The organism is Methanobacterium sp. BAmetb5 (genome assembly GCF_003491305.1).
GTDB lineage: Archaea > Methanobacteriota > Methanobacteria > Methanobacteriales > Methanobacteriaceae > Methanobacterium.
In genome coordinates, this window is sequence record NZ_CP022706.1 from 2,041,877 (window position 1) to 2,058,655 (window position 16,779).

18 protein-coding genes are annotated in these 16,779 nt (G+C 42.2%); 10 read left to right on the plus strand and 8 right to left on the minus strand.

Annotated elements, in window-relative coordinates; genetic code table 11:
* Positions 1–34: 34 nt before the first annotated feature.
* Positions 35–799, minus strand: a complete 765-nt coding sequence (locus tag CIT02_RS10150) for an aspartate dehydrogenase (protein ID WP_292612144.1) — start codon at positions 797–799, stop codon at positions 35–37.
* A gap of 7 nt (positions 800–806) precedes the next feature.
* On the minus strand, positions 807–1,136 hold the full coding sequence (locus tag CIT02_RS10155; protein ID WP_292612147.1) for a PRC-barrel domain-containing protein: 330 nt from the start codon (positions 1,134–1,136) through the stop codon (positions 807–809).
* Between the two features lie 431 nt (positions 1,137–1,567).
* Here CIT02_RS10155 and CIT02_RS10160 point away from each other — a divergent pair, with 431 nt between their 5' ends.
* Positions 1,568–2,290 (plus strand): tRNA-binding protein, encoded by a 723-nt coding sequence (locus CIT02_RS10160; protein WP_292612149.1) that lies wholly within the window; start codon positions 1,568–1,570, stop codon positions 2,288–2,290.
* Between the two features lie 135 nt (positions 2,291–2,425).
* Here the strand turns inward: CIT02_RS10160 and CIT02_RS10165 are convergent, their stop codons facing one another.
* The 5 genes from CIT02_RS10165 to CIT02_RS10185 form a co-directional block, all read right to left on the minus strand.
* The gene (locus CIT02_RS10165) at positions 2,426–3,832 is read right to left on the minus strand and encodes a lactaldehyde dehydrogenase (RefSeq protein WP_292612151.1); all 1,407 of its coding nucleotides are present in this window, start codon (positions 3,830–3,832) and stop codon (positions 2,426–2,428) included.
* A 75-nt stretch (positions 3,833–3,907) separates the two neighbouring features.
* Positions 3,908–4,126, minus strand: coding sequence for a hypothetical protein (locus tag CIT02_RS10170; RefSeq protein ID WP_052659959.1), 219 nt, complete (start codon positions 4,124–4,126; stop codon positions 3,908–3,910).
* A 15-nt stretch (positions 4,127–4,141) separates the two neighbouring features.
* Positions 4,142–5,077: a type II secretion system F family protein gene (locus CIT02_RS10175; protein ID WP_292612157.1), complete on the minus strand. Its 936-nt coding sequence runs from the start codon at positions 5,075–5,077 to the stop codon at positions 4,142–4,144.
* Positions 5,078–5,262: 185 nt separating this feature from the next.
* Positions 5,263–6,270: a Xaa-Pro peptidase family protein gene (locus CIT02_RS10180; protein WP_292612159.1), complete on the minus strand. Its 1,008-nt coding sequence runs from the start codon at positions 6,268–6,270 to the stop codon at positions 5,263–5,265.
* Positions 6,271–6,332: 62 nt separating this feature from the next.
* Positions 6,333–6,794, minus strand: a complete 462-nt coding sequence (locus CIT02_RS10185) for an HIT family protein (RefSeq protein ID WP_292612161.1) — start codon at positions 6,792–6,794, stop codon at positions 6,333–6,335.
* Between the two features lie 391 nt (positions 6,795–7,185).
* On the opposite strand from CIT02_RS10185, the gene CIT02_RS10190 reads away from it, so the two are divergent.
* From CIT02_RS10190 to CIT02_RS10220, 7 genes are all read left to right on the plus strand, one after another.
* Positions 7,186–7,782 (plus strand): site-2 protease family protein, encoded by a 597-nt coding sequence (locus tag CIT02_RS10190; protein WP_292612163.1) that lies wholly within the window; start codon positions 7,186–7,188, stop codon positions 7,780–7,782.
* 62 nt (positions 7,783–7,844) lie between these two features.
* Complete coding sequence (locus CIT02_RS10195; RefSeq protein WP_292612165.1) at positions 7,845–9,038, plus strand: YcaO-related McrA-glycine thioamidation protein; 1,194 nt, start codon at positions 7,845–7,847, stop codon at positions 9,036–9,038.
* Positions 9,039–9,252: 214 nt separating this feature from the next.
* Positions 9,253–9,594 carry a peptidyl-tRNA hydrolase Pth2 gene (pth2, locus tag CIT02_RS10200; RefSeq protein WP_292612167.1) on the plus strand — a complete coding sequence of 114 codons (342 nt, stop codon included), beginning with the start codon at positions 9,253–9,255 and terminating at the stop codon, positions 9,592–9,594.
* Positions 9,595–9,686: 92 nt separating this feature from the next.
* Positions 9,687–10,331: a delta 1-pyrroline-5-carboxylate synthetase gene (locus CIT02_RS10205; RefSeq protein WP_292612169.1), complete on the plus strand. Its 645-nt coding sequence runs from the start codon at positions 9,687–9,689 to the stop codon at positions 10,329–10,331.
* A complete protein-coding gene (locus CIT02_RS10210; protein ID WP_048072375.1) occupies positions 10,332–10,493 on the plus strand; it encodes a zinc finger domain-containing protein in 162 nt (53 codons plus the stop codon). It abuts the gene before it with no gap.
* A gap of 217 nt (positions 10,494–10,710) precedes the next feature.
* Positions 10,711–10,980 (plus strand): elongation factor 1-beta, encoded by a 270-nt coding sequence (locus CIT02_RS10215; protein WP_048072374.1) that lies wholly within the window; start codon positions 10,711–10,713, stop codon positions 10,978–10,980.
* Between the two features lie 294 nt (positions 10,981–11,274).
* A complete protein-coding gene (locus tag CIT02_RS10220; protein WP_292612172.1) occupies positions 11,275–12,522 on the plus strand; it encodes a tripartite tricarboxylate transporter permease in 1,248 nt (415 codons plus the stop codon).
* Between the two features lie 85 nt (positions 12,523–12,607).
* Here the strand turns inward: CIT02_RS10220 and CIT02_RS10225 are convergent, their stop codons facing one another.
* Entirely contained in the window at positions 12,608–13,540 is a 933-nt protein-coding gene (locus CIT02_RS10225) for a 50S ribosomal protein L11 methyltransferase (protein ID WP_292612174.1), read from the minus strand.
* Between the two features lie 167 nt (positions 13,541–13,707).
* Here CIT02_RS10225 and CIT02_RS10230 point away from each other — a divergent pair, with 167 nt between their 5' ends.
* Both CIT02_RS10230 and CIT02_RS10235 read left to right on the plus strand, forming a co-directional pair.
* Entirely contained in the window at positions 13,708–15,324 is a 1,617-nt protein-coding gene (locus CIT02_RS10230; protein ID WP_292612176.1) for a CpaF family protein, read from the plus strand.
* A 98-nt stretch (positions 15,325–15,422) separates the two neighbouring features.
* A complete protein-coding gene (locus CIT02_RS10235) occupies positions 15,423–16,538 on the plus strand; it encodes a type II secretion system F family protein (RefSeq protein ID WP_292612178.1) in 1,116 nt (371 codons plus the stop codon).
* Positions 16,539–16,779 lie beyond the last annotated feature (241 nt).

Genomic DNA, 16,779 nt, shown 5'->3' on the forward strand with positions numbered 1-16,779 from the left:
ATAAAAGAAGTAAGAATCTTTTTTAACAGATAACTTAAGTTCCCACCAGCATATTTTCGTTGAGACTGTTAAGTAGTTTTATTGCAGAGTAAGCCGCTAGAACACTGGTTTTGGGATTCATGGAACATCTTAGATTGCTGGTTGTGGTGCGGAATTCTCCAAAGTCTCCCACCACCTCTAACTCGTGCATATTCCGGTCCACCTGTGGATCAGCGATGATTTTGACGTCAATTTCCTGACCAGCAGCAATACTAACCGAGGCTGCCACGTTGATGTTCAGGGGAAACTTGGCCACTGCTTCACTGGCTTTACCCTCGTAGAGAATGGTCTCTTCTTCAGTGTTTATCCCTAATGAACGAGGTGGTTTCCGAGTTACCAGAGTTATATTTTGAATTTTACCTATAGAAGCAGCTTTAATTCCATCTAATCCAACAATCGCACCGGAAGGAGCGTAAATTCGGCAATCATTATCTTTAGCTAACTTCTGGAGTTTTTCCCGGACCTGAGGGTTAATAAGTCCCCCCACGCTCATTACAATAACATCCTTACCTCCCTTGAGGATAAGGGGAACCATTTCTTCCACTGCCCGGGGTGAAGCAGCTTCAATTACCAGGTCCACATGTTCCAGCATGTCTTCCAGGTCCAGAACCACCCGGCCATCTATCTGGGAGGCCAGGTTCTCGGCTCTTTCCATGTCCCGGTCGTAAAAAAATTTAATTTCAACGCCAAGCTTGCCTTCCATGGCAAAATTAGTTATAATGTTAGCTATGGCGCCACATCCAAGTATGCCAACCCTCATTTTAGATCTAAGTCTCCGCAACTGCAGGGGTACTGGTTTCCTTTATTTCTGGACTAATGAGTAGAATATCTCCCACGGCCTGAACCCGGTCATAGGGTATTTCTATAGTTCCTTCTTCTCTGAGAGGTCTTATTTCATCTCCTTCTGGAACTATTCGTATACTTTTAGTTATAACATCCTTTATTCCCACACTTTTTTTGTCAGGATTCATGGCCACAGCTTTCAAGGTTGAAACTCTGCCCTTTTTAATGTTTAAGATCACATCCTGGATACGTCCCACGTACTTTCCACGGGTGGTATACACATCTAAGTTGTACAGATTCGTTAATTCCACCATCTTTCCACCTCTCATTTTTTTGGGCACATACCCTGAGTCTACCAAACTCACCTTATACATTTGGGAATGCACCATTTACTAAATTAAATTAAAACCTTCCCTATACTTAAATATTTCTAAAGAAGAGGTTATTAATCAGATAATTTTAGGGGTAATATCCCCAATTCACGGTATTTTTCGCAAATTATAATAACACTCCCCCCATATGAAAACAATAAACTTCCTATATGAAAACATAGAAGGGGAGTATAGTCCCCAGTGGGGGATGTCTAAAGTAGTTTTGAATGTATAAATTATTCAGTTTCTAAAAAATCTAAAAATTAAAGGCAATAGGCCTTGACCGATAACAGCCAACTTAGATGTCTATTTGAATATATTTATCACGTCTATCTTCAAAGAAAAGATTTTATAGATTTAATTCAGGTGTTTACATGTGGGATACTAGTAATGATTACCGACTTTTAGTGGCAGAAAAATCAGTTGAACTTTTCCTGAGAACGGTGGAAGGAGCTAACCTCAAGGGTAAATGGAACAAGAAACAGGCCTTACAAGCCGCCCGGAAAATGACTTCAGAGATACAGACCCTCTACTACTCTTACCTGGAACCATCTGCCATAGTTAAAACCCCCCAAATAGATTTACTGGAAGAACAGGCCACGGAGATCGTGGAGGCCCTGGGTGGAAATTCCTGGCACCGACAATTCCTGGAACTGGCCAACCGTGAGGAAAAACCAAAATTGGAAGAGTCCCTGGCTAAAATCAAATTCTTCCTCAACACCATCCTTGGTTTAAAAGATCGCATCAGTTTAGGTGAGATAGAAGACCCGGTGATGGGGATAGATATTAAAAAAGGAGAAATTTTAAGTGTTTCCAAACATCCAGAGGCAGACCAGCTCCTGGTGTGTAATGTGAACCTTCAACAAAGGGCTATCACCGTGGTAACCAATGATCTGGAAGTTCGGGAAAAAAATCAGGTGGCAGTGGCCTTGCTTCCCCCGGAAGTCTTCATGGGTATCACCAGTGAAGGAATGTTTTTAGGAGCAGGTGAAGGAATTTTAAAGGATGTGAAAGGAGAGCTGGGAAAACTTCCCCATGGCATCCCCTTGGAAGCCTTAAATGAAGCCAGAAACCTGGTGGAAAACTTTTTACAGTGAAATTTTTGGATCAAGACACTTAAATCTTTTTTAAGGAAAGACATCAAACTGGGCCTGTATTCTGCTGATTCAAAGTAGGGGGTCCTAATTGAAAAGCAGGATAATTTTTCCCGTTTAGATCCACCAGAAGGAGAATTATCCAATAACCACCATCTTGGTGCGGGTCATATCTTCCACCGCATATTTAACCCCTTCTTTACCCATACCACTCATTTTGAATCCTCCAAAGGGCATGTTATCCGTCCGGAAAGTGGGCTGTTTATTTATGAGCACGGAACCAGCTTCGATCTCCCGCACTGCCTTTTTGGCCTTTGCTATGTTCTGGGTGAATACCCCGGCCTGCAATCCATAGGGGGTGCTGTTAGCAGCTTTAATAGCTTCGTCAAGATTCTTAACCCTTATCACTGGTGAGACAGGTCCAAAAGTCTCTTTTTGAACCAGTTCCATGTCCACCCGTACCTGATCCAGTACGGTGGGTTGGAAAAAGGTACCTTCTCTTTTTCCTCCACAGAGTAGCTGGGCCCCCTTTTGAAGGGCGTCATTGACACTTTGTTCCACATTAATGGCAGCCTCTTCATCAATTAGGGGCCCCATATCAGTTTCAGGATCCAGGGGGTCTCCGGTTTTAACCTTCTGGGTACGGTAAACCAGTTTCTCTGTGAATTCATCCGCCACATTTTCCTGGACTATGAGGCGTTTGACCCCGATACAAACCTGCCCGGCATTGAGGTAGGAACCACCCACGGCTCCCAGGACAGCGGCGTCAATGTCAGCATCATCTAAAACAATTAAAGGGTCATTTCCCCCTAATTCCAGGGTTAACTTTTTCATCCCGGCTTTACGGGCAATGGAAAGTCCGGTGGCCACACTGCCAGTAAAGGATACTTTATTAACCTGGTCACTGGTCACCAGCTGGTCACCCAACACTCCTCCAGGTCCAGTAATGGCATTCACTGCCCCGTCAGGCAAATGTCGCCCCATAATCTCCGTCATTTTAAGAGCAGCCAGGGGCGCTTTGGTGGAAGGTTTAAAGACCACTGTATTTTTAGCAGCCAGTGCCGGGGCTATTTTATGAATAGCCAGGTTTACCGGATAATTAAAGGGACTTATAGCTGCTACCACACCTAAAGGGATTTTAATGGTGAATCCAAATGCAGTTTTCCCGGCTATGGCGGCATCCATGGGAATTGTTTCTCCGTAGATTCTTTTTGATTCCTCGGCAGCCATTAACAGAGTTTGCAGGGATCGATCCATTTCTATTAGGGAATCACGGATGGGTTTCCCGGTTTCCAGGGAGATGAGTTTAGATATTTCCTGGTGTTTTTCCTTTAGCTCCTGGTGGATATCGTACATTATACGTGACAGTTTGCGGGAAGAAATTTCCTTCATGGACTTCGTTGCCTTAGTTGCAGCAGAAATAGCTTTTTTAGCATCTTCTGCGTCACCAGAAGGAACATAATCTATAATTTCATTGTTAAATGGATTTTTAACGGCAATTTTCTTATTTTTATCGATCAACTTCCCCTCTATCAACATTTTCATAGAAATTACTCCCAAAAATTAATATTACCGTCTCTAAAATGAAAAAAGAGTATAATTTTATATTTATATGGTTTTTTAAGTTTGGTTTAGGGTATTGTTAATGTCTTGAAGGTTATTTTCAATGGATTGAACTTCACTACCATTGGTTATGTTGCCTCCCAACCCCTTCACGTAATTCTGGTAGGAAATTACTGCCACCAGAACAATCACAATTATACCTCCAAATATCATCAAATATTCAGCGGCAGTCTGGGCAGCTTCATCGTTCCTGATTCCCCTATCAATCATTCTCATAGTAACACTCCCTAATCATGAAATTCCCAGGATAGATGGTCCCAGGGTTTGAATAACATAAAATATTCCATAGGCCACTGGAGCCAGGGCTAGTGAGAATTTAACTCCCTTCTTGGCACTTCCATACAGCACGATTCCCATGAGTAAACCGGCAATTACCGAGTGGATAATAATGTATCCCGTTGCTCCAGTTGCAGCTGCAGCTGCCAATGGATTAGGCTTACCCAGTGATCCAATAAAGGAAGAATAGGACATGATCATTCCCAGTGCGAAAGGAGCGGCAATTATGGCTGCTATCAGCAGGAACATCACCGACATCATAACGTTAGCTTTTCTTTCCCTCTGCAATGCTAAAATAGCCCTTAAATCTTCAGCAACAGTTTCAATAACATCGGCCAGGCTACCACCTACTCTACGGCCTTCGATGATCATCCGGAATGTTCTATCCAGTGTTTTAGATTTCAGGCGTTCACTCATTCCCAAAAGAGCATCTTCAAACGAACTTCCTATTTTTATTTCAATTACTGCCCTTTTAAGCTCGTCGTTTAAGGGACCTGCCCCGTGTTTGGAAATATCTTCCATGGCAGTTTCTACACCCACCCCTGATCTTAAAAGTGATGAAATCTGCCTTAAAAAGTCAGGTGTACCCTGTTCAATGGCATCCACCCTTTTTTCCATCATGAAAAATATCCAACCGAATATGAGAGCTGCAGGGGCAATTAAACCTATAATGAAACCTATTACGGGATTGATACCCATTATAATAAACGCGATAAGGACGATTATCCCCAGTAACAATCCGGCACCACAAATCAGGGTCAAAAGATCGGAAGCCTTGACATACATACCGGAACGAATCAGGATTTCCTGTAGTCGTACCAGATATTTGTCAGGAAAAATATTATCAATACTGTTGGATATAGGGGCAAGTGCCGGGGGTATAAGGGCCATATTCTCACCTATTATAATATATTATTATTGATGTATGAACTGATTAGTATTATATTATTCTATATAATATTATATTCTAATCTTATATTATATTCTAATCTTTATAAATTACCCTATAAATTAGTCCCTACTTTTTTCAACATCCTTCTAAAAATAAAGTGGAGGAGAAGAAAATCTCCGGGTCATTAAAATAAAATTTCCCGGGGAAGGTGGGTTAAAACCTGGGCCTGGTTTTTGACCAGTATCATATCTTCCACCCTGATCCCGAATTTTCCCTCCAGATATATCCCGGGTTCAACAGTGACTACCATTCCCTTTTCCAGTATTTCATCACTTTTAAAAGATAAGGATGGGTTTTCATGAATTTCTAATCCCACTCCATGTCCAGTGGAGTGTATGAAATTATCACCATACCCATAATCTTCAATAACACCACGGGCTACTTCATCAATGTAGGAAGCTTTAACACCAGGCTTTATAGCTTCTATTGCTTTTTGCTGTGCCTCCAGCACTATGGAAAAAATTTCTTCCTCTTTTTCACCGCCACGGATTAGGGTACGGGTCATGTCCGAGGCATAGTTCTGGTACAGGGCGCCCCAATCTATCATTAAGGGACTTTCTAACGGTTGAGATGTTGTAGATGTATGGGGGAGGCTTGATCGTGGCCCGGAAGCCACTATGGTTTCAAAAGAAGGTTTTATGGAACCGGCTGACCTCATGTTATACTCTATTTGGGCCGCCAGATTATCCTCACTCACTGCCAAATCCAGATTTTTAAAGGAATCCTCGGCAATTTTGATGGCTCCTTCAATCTTTTTAATCTCATCTGATGATTTGATGGCCCGGAAATCTTCAATGATATGGGTAAGCTCCACTGGCAGTTCCCCACACAGCTTTCTGTAGGTCCCCATGCTCATGGAATACTCCACACCTACTTTACCCTGAATTGTTGCTTGGAGAGTTTTTCTAAGTTCGCTCAGGGATTTGAATTCTTCCACAGCTATGCTGGACTTTTGGTGAGCTTCCTCCAGATCCATTTTTGAGGAAAAAAGCAAGGGCTCATCTTTCAATATTAAAATTGCGATGCTGGAAGGATAAAAACCAGTCACATATGCTATATTTTCAGGTTTTAATATGATTATGGCTTTTAAATCGTCCTGATCCATTTTTTCTATTATTTTATCTATTTTCATAAACTAACCTTGGTGAGATTGTACCCGAATAAAATTTATTCGATGTAAAACTATTTTTTTAGTCATTTGGATGCAAAAATATTTTTTAATTTCATGGCCAGCTTTTTCATGGCCTTTGGGGGTATTTCACTTTTTTCTGGGCGGGGAATGTAGCCAAAATCAGGGTCCATAAATTCCATCCCCTCAAAGTACACTGGGTTCTGGTAACGGGGAATGAAGTGCCAGTGGATTTCCGGGTTAGGATTAGGCTTCCTGAAAACAGAATTTTTATAGCAACTCCAGTTGTATAAGGTGGGCTGGAATATCTGTTCCAGTGATTCTTCCATTTTTTGGACTACCTGGGCAAAATCAGTCCATTCCTCATTATTCACCTGGGAAAGATTGCTGCAGTGTCTTTTAAGGGCCACCACACAGGTTCCCAGATAACGTTGACTGGGTGCCAGATACACCATCCAGTGAGTGGTCTCCCCTATAAGTTCCCCATAACCTCCATCTATCTGGCAGTACTCACAACTGGTATTCATAAAATCAACACTCACTGATATATGACACTTTGATATTTCTAAAACTACTTTGACACTCTAAACCCACGTTAAATCCCTAAAACCAATGGAACAACACTCTTTTTTTTAGAAAACCATTAGTTCCCTTTTTTCCTAAATTGCTCAAACTGGATTTTGGGATTGTCCGGTGTGAGTTTTAGGATTATATCCGTGTTTAATTTTACTTTCATGTTTTTTCCAGTTTGGCGGTGACTGGCATTTAATCACCAATAAATCCGGAGAAATCGTTCTTCGGGGCTTTTTTATGGTTATATTGTCTTTAGAATAATAAAAATCTTTGGAAATATCTCCCCTAAAGAAGTAGTTCTAGGGCAAATCATTTATAAATGAGGAGAGGTTCTTTAATATAATTATGGTTAACTTCACATCCCGTGAGATTAGGGACATTATAATCTCCATGCTGGTTATTGGCGGAGTTTTTGCCTATGTATTCAAGGGTATAAACCACGGAGACTTCATATCACTCATACCAGTGGCCCTGGTAGCTGTTGGATTGGGGTTCGTGTTTCACGAGCTGGCCCATAAATTTATGGCAGTAAGATATGGTTTTTATGCTGAATACCGGCTATGGGTTCAAGGATTAATTCTGGCCATAGTAACCGCGGCTTTAGGATTTGTTTTCGCTGCACCCGGTGCGGTTTACATTCACGGACAGTACATTTCCAAGGAGGAAAACGGAAAAATATCAATTGCCGGCCCTTTAACTAACATAGCACTGGCCATCACATTTTTTGTTATCCTGCTAGTTGCACCGTACTCTCCTCTATTATCCCTGGTTTGCAGTCTCGGGTTTACAATTAACAGTTTTTTAGCATTTTTCAACCTGCTCCCGGTGTTCATGTTAGACGGGGCGAAGGTGTTCAAATGGAATCCCCTCATATGGCTGGTTACCATTGCCGTAGCATTTGTAATGATGGCCTATCCCTACGTTATAGCTTACATGTTCTAGAATGCTCTAAAATTAAGTTAAACTAAAATCAAGTTTAAATAATCACGTCTACACTGATCGGTATGTTTAAAGAAATTCCAGTCAAATACTTTAGAGGGACACACCGCTGCCGTGACCCTCAGGAAACCATAGATAAGGTGGAAGGGAAACTCAGGATTGCCGGAGTTACCAGAATAGCGGAGATCACCCATCTGGATCGTATTGGGATACCAGTTTATTCTGCCATCCGCCCCGGCGCAGCAGAGGGAGCGGTGAGCATTTACGCCGGTAAAGGAGTCACCCAACCACAGGCAAAGGCCTCGGCTATGATGGAAGCCTTTGAAAGGTACTCTGCCGAAAAACAGGAATCAGATATGGAAAATATCGTCACTGGTCCTTTCAATGAGATGAAGTGGTGTGTTGATCCTGCTTCACTGATACTACCCGCCGGTTCCTTGAATGCAGATAAAACTGATATTGATTGGGTAGCTGCAGTCAATGCTGTTAATGATGAGGAATGCCTGTTACCGGCCAATGCAGTTTACCATCCCTATCAACCCAGCAATGGAAACTTCCTTTTCAAATCAAGTACCAACGGGCTAGCATCGGGCAATGTCCTGGAAGAGGCAGTGTTCCACGGTATAACTGAAGTGGTGGAAAGAGATGCCTGGAGCATATTCGAAGCCCGGCGGCAACCCCCACGGGAAGTAGATTGTACCACTACTGAGAACCCTCTGATACAGGAAGTACTAGACAAATTCCAGAAAGCAGGCGTGGATGTTAAACTGGTTGAACTCACTGCTGATGTGGAAATTCCCACCATGGCTGCGGTTTCTGATGACACCATACTCAAAGACCCGGCACTTTTAACACTGGGGGTGGGAACCCATCTTGATCCGGAAGTTGCGGCTCTTCGGGCCTTAACTGAAGTGGCTCAAAGCAGGGCCACCCAGATCCACGGAACCCGCGAAGACACCACCCGGGCAGTTTTCATGCGCAAAGCAGGTTACCAGCGCATGAAACGAATCAACCGTCACTGGTTTGGTGAATTTGGGGATAGAGTGGATCTATCTGACATTGAAAATAAAGCCAGAAAAACATTTAAAGATGATATTGAAACTTCCCTGAAACTTCTGGGTAAATGTAGTTTTGATGATGTCTTTTACAAGGATTTAACCCGGCCTGAAATAGACATTCCAGTTGTGAGGGTTGTTATTCCCGGAATGGAAGTTTACTCTGTGGATACCCAGCGGGTAGGTAAACGGCTCCGGCAATGAATCCCCCAGTTTCACTAATTTTTAATTAACTTAGACAATTGATATTGAGGGTGTTTTTGAATATAATTATAATAATATGAATGGGAAAAATTAATTAAAATCATAAAATCCAAAGTTATATGGTAAATCCTGTAGTAATGGATTTAGCTTTATTTAATCCAATAAATTCATTTCAATCTAAAATTTATTTCATTCTAATCTATGGTGGAAAAATATGAAACAAGTCATGGTAATGAGAGCAGATCTGAAAATGAGTAAGGGCAAATTAGCTGCCCAGGCATGTCATGCTAGTTTAGGGGCTTATAAAAAGGCCGATGAAAGAAGTATACGGGAGTGGGAATTGGAAGGTGGTAAGAAAGTAGTGGTTCAGGTTAAAAGCCAGGAAGAGCTTTTCCAAGTATATGAACTGGTCAAGGCTGCTGGGATCCCCAGTTTTCTGGTAACTGATGCAGGACACACTGAAATTCCTCCCTCTACTGTAACTGGGTTGGGTATTGGACCGGATAAGGATGAAAAAATAGATAAAATTACCCAGGATCTTAAGTTGCTTAAATAAGTAGGTTTGCTTTAATTAGGCTGTATGGCTATAACACGTAATATGGCTATAACATAATGATATAACATCTATTATTTGAAGGAGAATCAGGTATGGAATGGGTGGTTAAGATAGGTGGGAGTCTTTTTCCTTATTATGCCATCAATCTGGCCCAGGAACTGGTGGGAGAGGACCTGCTGGTAGTCTGTGGAGGTGGCATTCTGGCCAACCAGATCCGGGAGTACCATGAAAAACTGAACTTCACCCCCACGGCCAGCCACAGAACTGCCATACTCTGTATGGATATACTGGGCCAGCTCCTGGCAGACAAAATTAAGGGAGCAAAGGCAGTTAAATCGTTAGATGAAGTTAAAATTACCCTGAATTCTGGAAAATTACCCGTCCTAATCCCTTCCCTGCTCCTGGAGTATCTGGATCCCCTGGAACACTCCTGGAGGGTAACCTCAGATTCCATTGCCCTGTACCTATCACATTTACTTGAGGCGAAACTATTAATAACCACCAATGTAGATGGTATATACACACATAAACCATCCCTGGATGGCGCCCAATTCATCAAGGAAATTAGTGGGGAAAAACTTCTAAATTTTGGTGAAACATCATTAGATGAGAGCTTTGCTGAGCTTTTACTTAAATATAAAACCAGTGCTTATGTTGTAAATGGCAAACACCCCGAGAGGGTTAGGGCCATATTAAACGGACAGAGCACTATAAACACGTTTATCGGAGGAGATTGAATGGAAAAAATAGAATGTACATCATGTAAACAAGAGATATCACCTGTAGAGACCTATGTAAAATTTGTATGTCCGGAATGTGACGAAGTACTGTACCGATGTCAGAAATGCCGAACCTTCGGTCATCTCTACCAGTGCAAGTGCGGATTTAAAGGTCCCTAAGTATCAGGGATTTTAGAGGATTGGTAAAAATTTGAGGATTAAATCCTGGATTAAATCCTTAAATAAAACTTAGATTATATTAATCCACTGATTTTCCAGTATTTACTGCTTGTTATTAGTGTGTGCAGATAGAATTAATTCTCTATTCGGGTAATAAAACTATCTGTGGGATTTTTACAGATCCATGGATTATTAAAATCAAATTGGAGGAATTAAGATGGGAGAAGTAGTTGCAACTATAAAATTAATGCCCGAAAGTCCAGAAGTAGACCTGGCCCAGTTAAAAGAAACAGTTGAACAGTCAATACCAGAAGGAACTGAATTACATAAAATTGAGGAAGAACCCATTGCCTTCGGTCTGGTGGCTCTCAACGTAATGGTAGTTGTTGATGATGGTGAAGGTGGAACTGAAAATGCAGAGGAAGCTTTCAACCAGATCGACGATGTGGCCAGTGTAGAAGTGCTGGACGTCCGCCGGTTAATGTAAGTTTATTTTTTAGCCAATTTATTTTAACTTGCAGGGGAATGTTGTTTGGAAACTTTGTTTTCCATAAATGTTCCCGGGGACATAAATAATCCTTGGGAGGGATTAAATGTTCCTAAAAACCTTTTTATTTTGTTGTTTATCCGGATAAGTAGTTATTCATTTTGGTAATTTTATTTTTGATTCAGTTTGATTTTTGATTCAATTGATGACCTTGGTTCGGCACTCACCGTAAATTATTAATACTAATTATAGAATTAATATTATTAAATCACTTAGTGAGGGGGATGTTGGTGAATGTTGGATCTGGTACTGGCCTGTGTAATTGGAGTTTTATGTGGTGTGGTAACTGGTTTAATCCCGGGTATTCATGTGAATACGGCTGGTGCCTTTGTTTTTTCTGCATCACCCCTTCTTCTCTACTCCTATTCCCCAGAGGTACTGGCAGTGTTCCTGTTATCCATGTCCATATCCCACGCACTTCTGGAGTTTGTACCCTCCATGTACCTGGGAGTACCAGAGGAAGGAACTGTCCTTTCAGTCATGCCTGGTCACCACCTCCTGCTTCAGGGAAGGGGAAAGGAAGCCATACGCCTGGTCTCCCTGGGGGGATTTGGGGCCATGATAGTAACCATAATCCTTTTACCCCTGTTTATGGTAGGGTTACCCTTTGTGTACGGCTTGTTAAAACCATACATCTGGATTATCCTATCGGTGACGGTGATTTACATGTTGATACGCCTCAGCCGGGACTGGACTTCATTTATATGGTCCTGCATCCTATTCCTTTTTTCAGGGATCATGGGATGGACCGCCCTTAATTCCCCACTATCGGCAAGTGTTTCCTTATTGTGTCTTTTTTCCGGCCTTTTCGGAGTGAGCACCCTTCTTCACAGTCTTTCCCAAAAATCGGTACTACCTCCCCAGCACCAGGATTATAACCTGGAAATGGATGGGGACATATTCCGGGGGATATTTGCCGGGGGGATTGCCGGAAGTATTCTGGGATTTCTACCGGGTATGGGACCAGCCCAGGGAAGTCTTCTGGCCCAGGAGTTAAGTGGTAGTTCCGACAGTGGTAGTGAGAGGGAGGGCTTTTTGGTGGCCATGAGTGGTGTTAATGCCTCTGATGCCCTTTTTTCACTTATAGCAATTTATCTAATTGGTAATCCTCGCAGTGGGATTGCGGTTTATGTTAATCAGATACTGCAGGGACTGGACTTTAACCATCTTTTAATCATGATATTCGCGGCCATAACCAGTGTATCCATTTCCCTGGTTCTCTGTATAAAGTTAGGGGATTGGTTTAGTCATTTTATAGAAAAAATAGATTATGAGAAACTATCGTGGCTGGTTATAGTTTTTATGAGTTTTTTAGTGGTCCTTTTTGCGGTGATGGAAAATGCGAATCTGTTATTTGTAATAGTGACCTACATAACATCGGTTTCCCTTGGATTGCTCCCCCATTATTTAGATATTAATAAATCAAACCTTATGGGGGTGTTAATTATTCCGGCCATTGTGATTTACACGGGAATAAGCTAATGATCCCCCCTTGGTTTAGTTATGTTTCATACATTATTATCTGCCGGTTTAATCACGGTATCTATATTTAAATAACTATTACATTTTAAATAACTATAACTTCCTGACAGAGGTCTTCTATGGCTTTGATAAAGACTGTGGTGTCCATTCCGGGGAAGGTATCCACCACTCCGATATGGAATTTTTCTTCTAAAGATGAGCTAAGTTCCTCCACATCCAGACAGTAAACATCCCATGATTTTCCGTGGGAAATTAATCCTTCCTTTTTATCGGATAGTTCTACCGGGTACCCGTTAACTTCCAGGTTAAGGCTGGTGGCGTAGGCTGCTGGGTACCACAGATCATTGAAAACAACCCTGCTGGCTCCTGCTTTAAGGGCAGCTATCCCCAGTGTCCCGGGACCACAGGTGCAGTCCAGAATTTTAGGATTATGGTATTGGCTCATCACCTTACTCAAGGCTGAAATCTTGGGTGATACTGGTTTAGGGAACTCTACATGTATTTCACCCTGGTGTTTGTAGATACAGAGGGGTCCGGCCCCAGTTTGCACCAGGTCACAGCGCATATCACATCCTGCCAGTAATTTGTACCAGTTATAAGTCTTATTATCTTTAATTCCAACTGTATCTTTAATATCTCCTTTAAGCACACCTTTAACTTCAGGTACTTCCTTTACTATCTTTTTAGCACATTTTTCATCCACATCAGGGGATAATATTACCAGGGTATCCGGGGGTAGGTAGGGTACATTGCGGAGGGGGTAGGCCGGGGTTATCAGGGGAATACAGGCATCTCGCAGAGTGGACTTTTCATCCTTAATTCCTTCCAACTGCATGATCCGGAGTATGTGGCCCACCACCACGTCCAAGTGGCGACGGCCACAGGAACATCTCCCCCAGTTTTCATCTATACTTTCTGAGGGATCTATCTGCCCAGTGAATGGTTTGAATTTCTTGAAATTCCAATCTGAACAGTTATCACAGGGAAAATAAATATCTTCTATTTCCTCAAGGACCATCGGCGGTTTTTTAATACAATCTTGGTTGCATCGGCACTTTATGTCCATATACTTAAATATTTGATACTTTATATAAATAATATTAATTTAATTTAATAATGGAATTTATTTGATCATGCCCTGCTGTAATGCCCCAGGCTAATAATCTACTGTTAAATCGTGAGAAAATGAAGGACAAACGCAAGGAAATACTGAGGGATCTTCTGGGAGAGTTCGGTTCTGACGAAGAGAAGGAGGAAGAAATAGTCGAGGAGGAGGAATATCCTGTACCTCGCAAAGAAAGGGAACCTCCAGTTCCAGAAGAGGAAGAAAAGTTTACCCTAGACCAGATAATGAAAAAACCACCCAAACGTGAGAAAAAGGTCAGGAAAGCTTCCACAGGATTGAAGGCAGAGATAGTAGAAGAAGGCCTTATCCCCAAATACAACGTCAGTGTTCCTCATTTTTCCGACAAGGAAGAGATGATCTTCAACGAAGTCCGGGAGAAACTGGTGGAAGTTGCTGTTTCCCAGGGCGAGGAATTTAATATTGATGAAGAATCATTTATAGGAGACGTTAAACAGTTTCTCAGAACCAGAGGAGTTCGAGATGTGGAAAGACTGGCCACTCAGATCTCCCAGGTGATGTTAGGGTACGGAAAACTGGATCCCATGATCAAGGACGATGATCTAGAGGAGATCATGGTCATTGGTACCGGTAGTAATGTCTTTGTTTACCACCGTAAGATCGGGATGATGGTCACCAACGTGGTTTTTGAGTCTGACGATGATATAAGGTCCATAATCGATGTTATCGCCCGACAGGTTAACCGGCGTATTGACCAGCAAACTCCTATACTGGACGCCCGTCTTAAGGATGGTTCCAGGGTTAACGCCACCCTCCCTCCGGTTTCTGCCGATGGGCCCACCCTGACCATCAGGAAATTCAGGAAAGATCCCCTCACTGTGGTGGATTTAATCAACTTCAAAACCATGTCCTCTCATTTGGCAGGGTTCCTGTGGGTGTGTACCGATGGTATGGGTGTAAAACCCTGTAACGCCATTATTGCCGGAGGTACTGGTTCGGGTAAAACTACCACCCTCAACACTATAGCTGCCTTTGTACCCCCACGAGAGCGTATCATAACCATTGAAGATACTCTGGAATTGCAGTTACCTCACTCTCATGTTTTACGTATGGAAACCAGGCCACCCAACATTGAAGGGAAGGGTGAACTCACCATGGATACTCTGGTTAAAAACTCCCTCCGACAGAGACCGGACCGGGTAATAGTAGGGGAAGTTCGTGGGATGGAGGCCATAACCCTTTTCACGGCATTGAACACTGGTCACTCTGGAATGGGAACTCTCCACTCCAACACTGCTCGGGAAACCATCACCCGTTTGGTAAATCCACCAATGAACGTGCCTAACATAATGATCCCGGCACTGGACTTCATTATCATGCAAAACCGTATGTACCGGGCTGAAGGAGGATCCATCCGCCGTATCACTGAAGTTGCGGAAGTGGTGGGAATGGAAGAAGGTAATGTTCAGCTTAACCGGGTGTTTGAGTGGAATAACGTAACTGATAAGGTAGAATATGTGGGAATTGCCAGCCAGACCCTGAGAGAAATAGCAGAAATGAGGGGTGTGGGCATATCTGAACTGGAAGAAGAAATTGAAAAAAGGAGACTGGTTCTTGAATATCTGGCGGATAACAACATCCGTTCCATTGAGGAAGTGGGCCGCTGTATCAACAGTTACTACAAAGATCCAGATGGGATGCTAGACAGAATACTTTAAGCTTTAGGGATATCTATTTAATAATGAATTACAATCAAGTCATATCTATTTAGATACATGGACCGGTAGATAATAAAAAGAAGGTTTTGGTGAGAGGAATGGTCTTTGGCGGTATTAAAAAGGTCTTCAACCGTATAGGTGACCTGACACTTAACTCCAGCCAGAAAGTTGGCGGTGGAGTTCAGAAGGTCAGTGAAGGAGTGCAAAAACCTGTTAAAAAGATTAGGGATGTTGAAAGGCCTAAAATATCTAGACCTTCCATTAAAAGAGAAACTAAACCGGAAGAGGGTGCCTTCGAACCTAAATCTGTTTCTAAAAATAAAGCTCCTCGTAAAGTTATCAAGAAAATGGGCATGGAAAAGGATGAAATTGAAATTTTCCGTGATCTCATTGACCAGAAATACGAGAGGAAAGAAAAGGTTGAAGATGATGATAAAGCCCAGAAAGAAGCAGTACGTAAAGCATCCCTGGAAGAGCTTCTGAAGGAAGAGGAAAAACCAGGTTTGGATCCTAAACTTATTTTAATTATGGGTGTAATTGCCTTTGCCGTTGTTTTCACCATCATCGTGGTTCTGGGATTCGGTGTGGAGATTGGGCTGGTCTTTGGTATTATCATCTTGCTCATGACCATGTTCATTGTGTATATGCCCAAAATCAAAACTGGTGGCCGTTCTACCGCTGCTTCACGGGAATTACCCTACGCTTTACGGCAAATGGCCACGGAATTAAGGGCTGGAATTGGTTTACATGACAGTATGCGATCCATAGCCATGTCTGGTTACGGACCTCTCTCTGAAGAATTCGCCCGGGCACTGGAGGAAATAAAATACGGAGAAACCACGGAAAAGGCCCTGGTAGATATGAGTGAGAGGATTAACTCCGAAGGACTAACTCGGGCCATACATCAGATCACCCGTACGTTAACCAGTGGAGGGGATCTGGCCAAAACACTGAGCGTAATTGCCGATGATACTGCCTATGAAATGAGAATGAAGCTAAAGGACTACGCCCAAAAACTCAACTCATTTACTATGATCTACATGTTCGTGGCCATATTGGGTCCAGTTATCTTCATGATCATGATTATCGCCGCAGCAACGGTTATGGGGTCAGTTGTACCACCAATACTGCTCATAATCATGTACTTGTTCTTATTCCCTGCTATTGTAGCCTTCATGGCTTTTATGATAAAAAGACTGGAACCAAAGGTCTGAATAATAAGACTGGAACCAAAGGCCTAAATAATACAAAATTGGGGTGTAAAGGGGCGATGTATGCCCTTACTTAACACTATTTTTTTCTGGATATACTTTTTTTTTAGTGGAAAACCAAGGTTATGAATGGTGTTTGTGGGAAATTTTGCTTTTTATAACATCAGATTTTATATATAACTTGTGATAATTGATAATTTCCTATGTCTGACCGTAAGAAGTATTCCCTATTTCCCGGGAAATT

Excerpts from the sequence above, each read along its gene's own strand:
- CIT02_RS10150 (WP_292612144.1), bottom strand. The coding sequence starts at position 799 with ATGAGGGTTGGCATACTTGGATGTGGCGCCATAGCTAACATTATAACT.
- CIT02_RS10155 (WP_292612147.1), bottom strand. The coding sequence starts at position 1,136 with ATGGTGGAATTAACGAATCTGTACAACTTAGATGTGTATACCACCCGT.
- CIT02_RS10160 (WP_292612149.1), top strand. The coding sequence starts at position 1,568 with ATGTGGGATACTAGTAATGATTACCGACTTTTAGTGGCAGAAAAATCA.
- CIT02_RS10165 (WP_292612151.1), bottom strand. The coding sequence starts at position 3,832 with ATGAAAATGTTGATAGAGGGGAAGTTGATCGATAAAAATAAGAAAATT.
- CIT02_RS10170 (WP_052659959.1), bottom strand. The coding sequence starts at position 4,126 with ATGAGAATGATTGATAGGGGAATCAGGAACGATGAAGCTGCCCAGACT.
- CIT02_RS10175 (WP_292612157.1), bottom strand. The coding sequence starts at position 5,077 with ATGGCCCTTATACCCCCGGCACTTGCCCCTATATCCAACAGTATTGAT.
- CIT02_RS10180 (WP_292612159.1), bottom strand. The coding sequence starts at position 6,270 with ATGAAAATAGATAAAATAATAGAAAAAATGGATCAGGACGATTTAAAA.
- CIT02_RS10185 (WP_292612161.1), bottom strand. The coding sequence starts at position 6,794 with ATGAATACCAGTTGTGAGTACTGCCAGATAGATGGAGGTTATGGGGAA.
- CIT02_RS10190 (WP_292612163.1), top strand. The coding sequence starts at position 7,186 with ATGGTTAACTTCACATCCCGTGAGATTAGGGACATTATAATCTCCATG.
- CIT02_RS10195 (WP_292612165.1), top strand. The coding sequence starts at position 7,845 with ATGTTTAAAGAAATTCCAGTCAAATACTTTAGAGGGACACACCGCTGC.
- pth2 (WP_292612167.1), top strand. The coding sequence starts at position 9,253 with ATGAAACAAGTCATGGTAATGAGAGCAGATCTGAAAATGAGTAAGGGC.
- CIT02_RS10205 (WP_292612169.1), top strand. The coding sequence starts at position 9,687 with ATGGAATGGGTGGTTAAGATAGGTGGGAGTCTTTTTCCTTATTATGCC.
- CIT02_RS10210 (WP_048072375.1), top strand. The coding sequence starts at position 10,332 with ATGGAAAAAATAGAATGTACATCATGTAAACAAGAGATATCACCTGTA.
- CIT02_RS10215 (WP_048072374.1), top strand. The coding sequence starts at position 10,711 with ATGGGAGAAGTAGTTGCAACTATAAAATTAATGCCCGAAAGTCCAGAA.
- CIT02_RS10220 (WP_292612172.1), top strand. The coding sequence starts at position 11,275 with ATGTTGGATCTGGTACTGGCCTGTGTAATTGGAGTTTTATGTGGTGTG.
- CIT02_RS10225 (WP_292612174.1), bottom strand. The coding sequence starts at position 13,540 with ATGGTCCTTGAGGAAATAGAAGATATTTATTTTCCCTGTGATAACTGT.
- CIT02_RS10230 (WP_292612176.1), top strand. The coding sequence starts at position 13,708 with ATGAAGGACAAACGCAAGGAAATACTGAGGGATCTTCTGGGAGAGTTC.
- CIT02_RS10235 (WP_292612178.1), top strand. The coding sequence starts at position 15,423 with ATGGTCTTTGGCGGTATTAAAAAGGTCTTCAACCGTATAGGTGACCTG.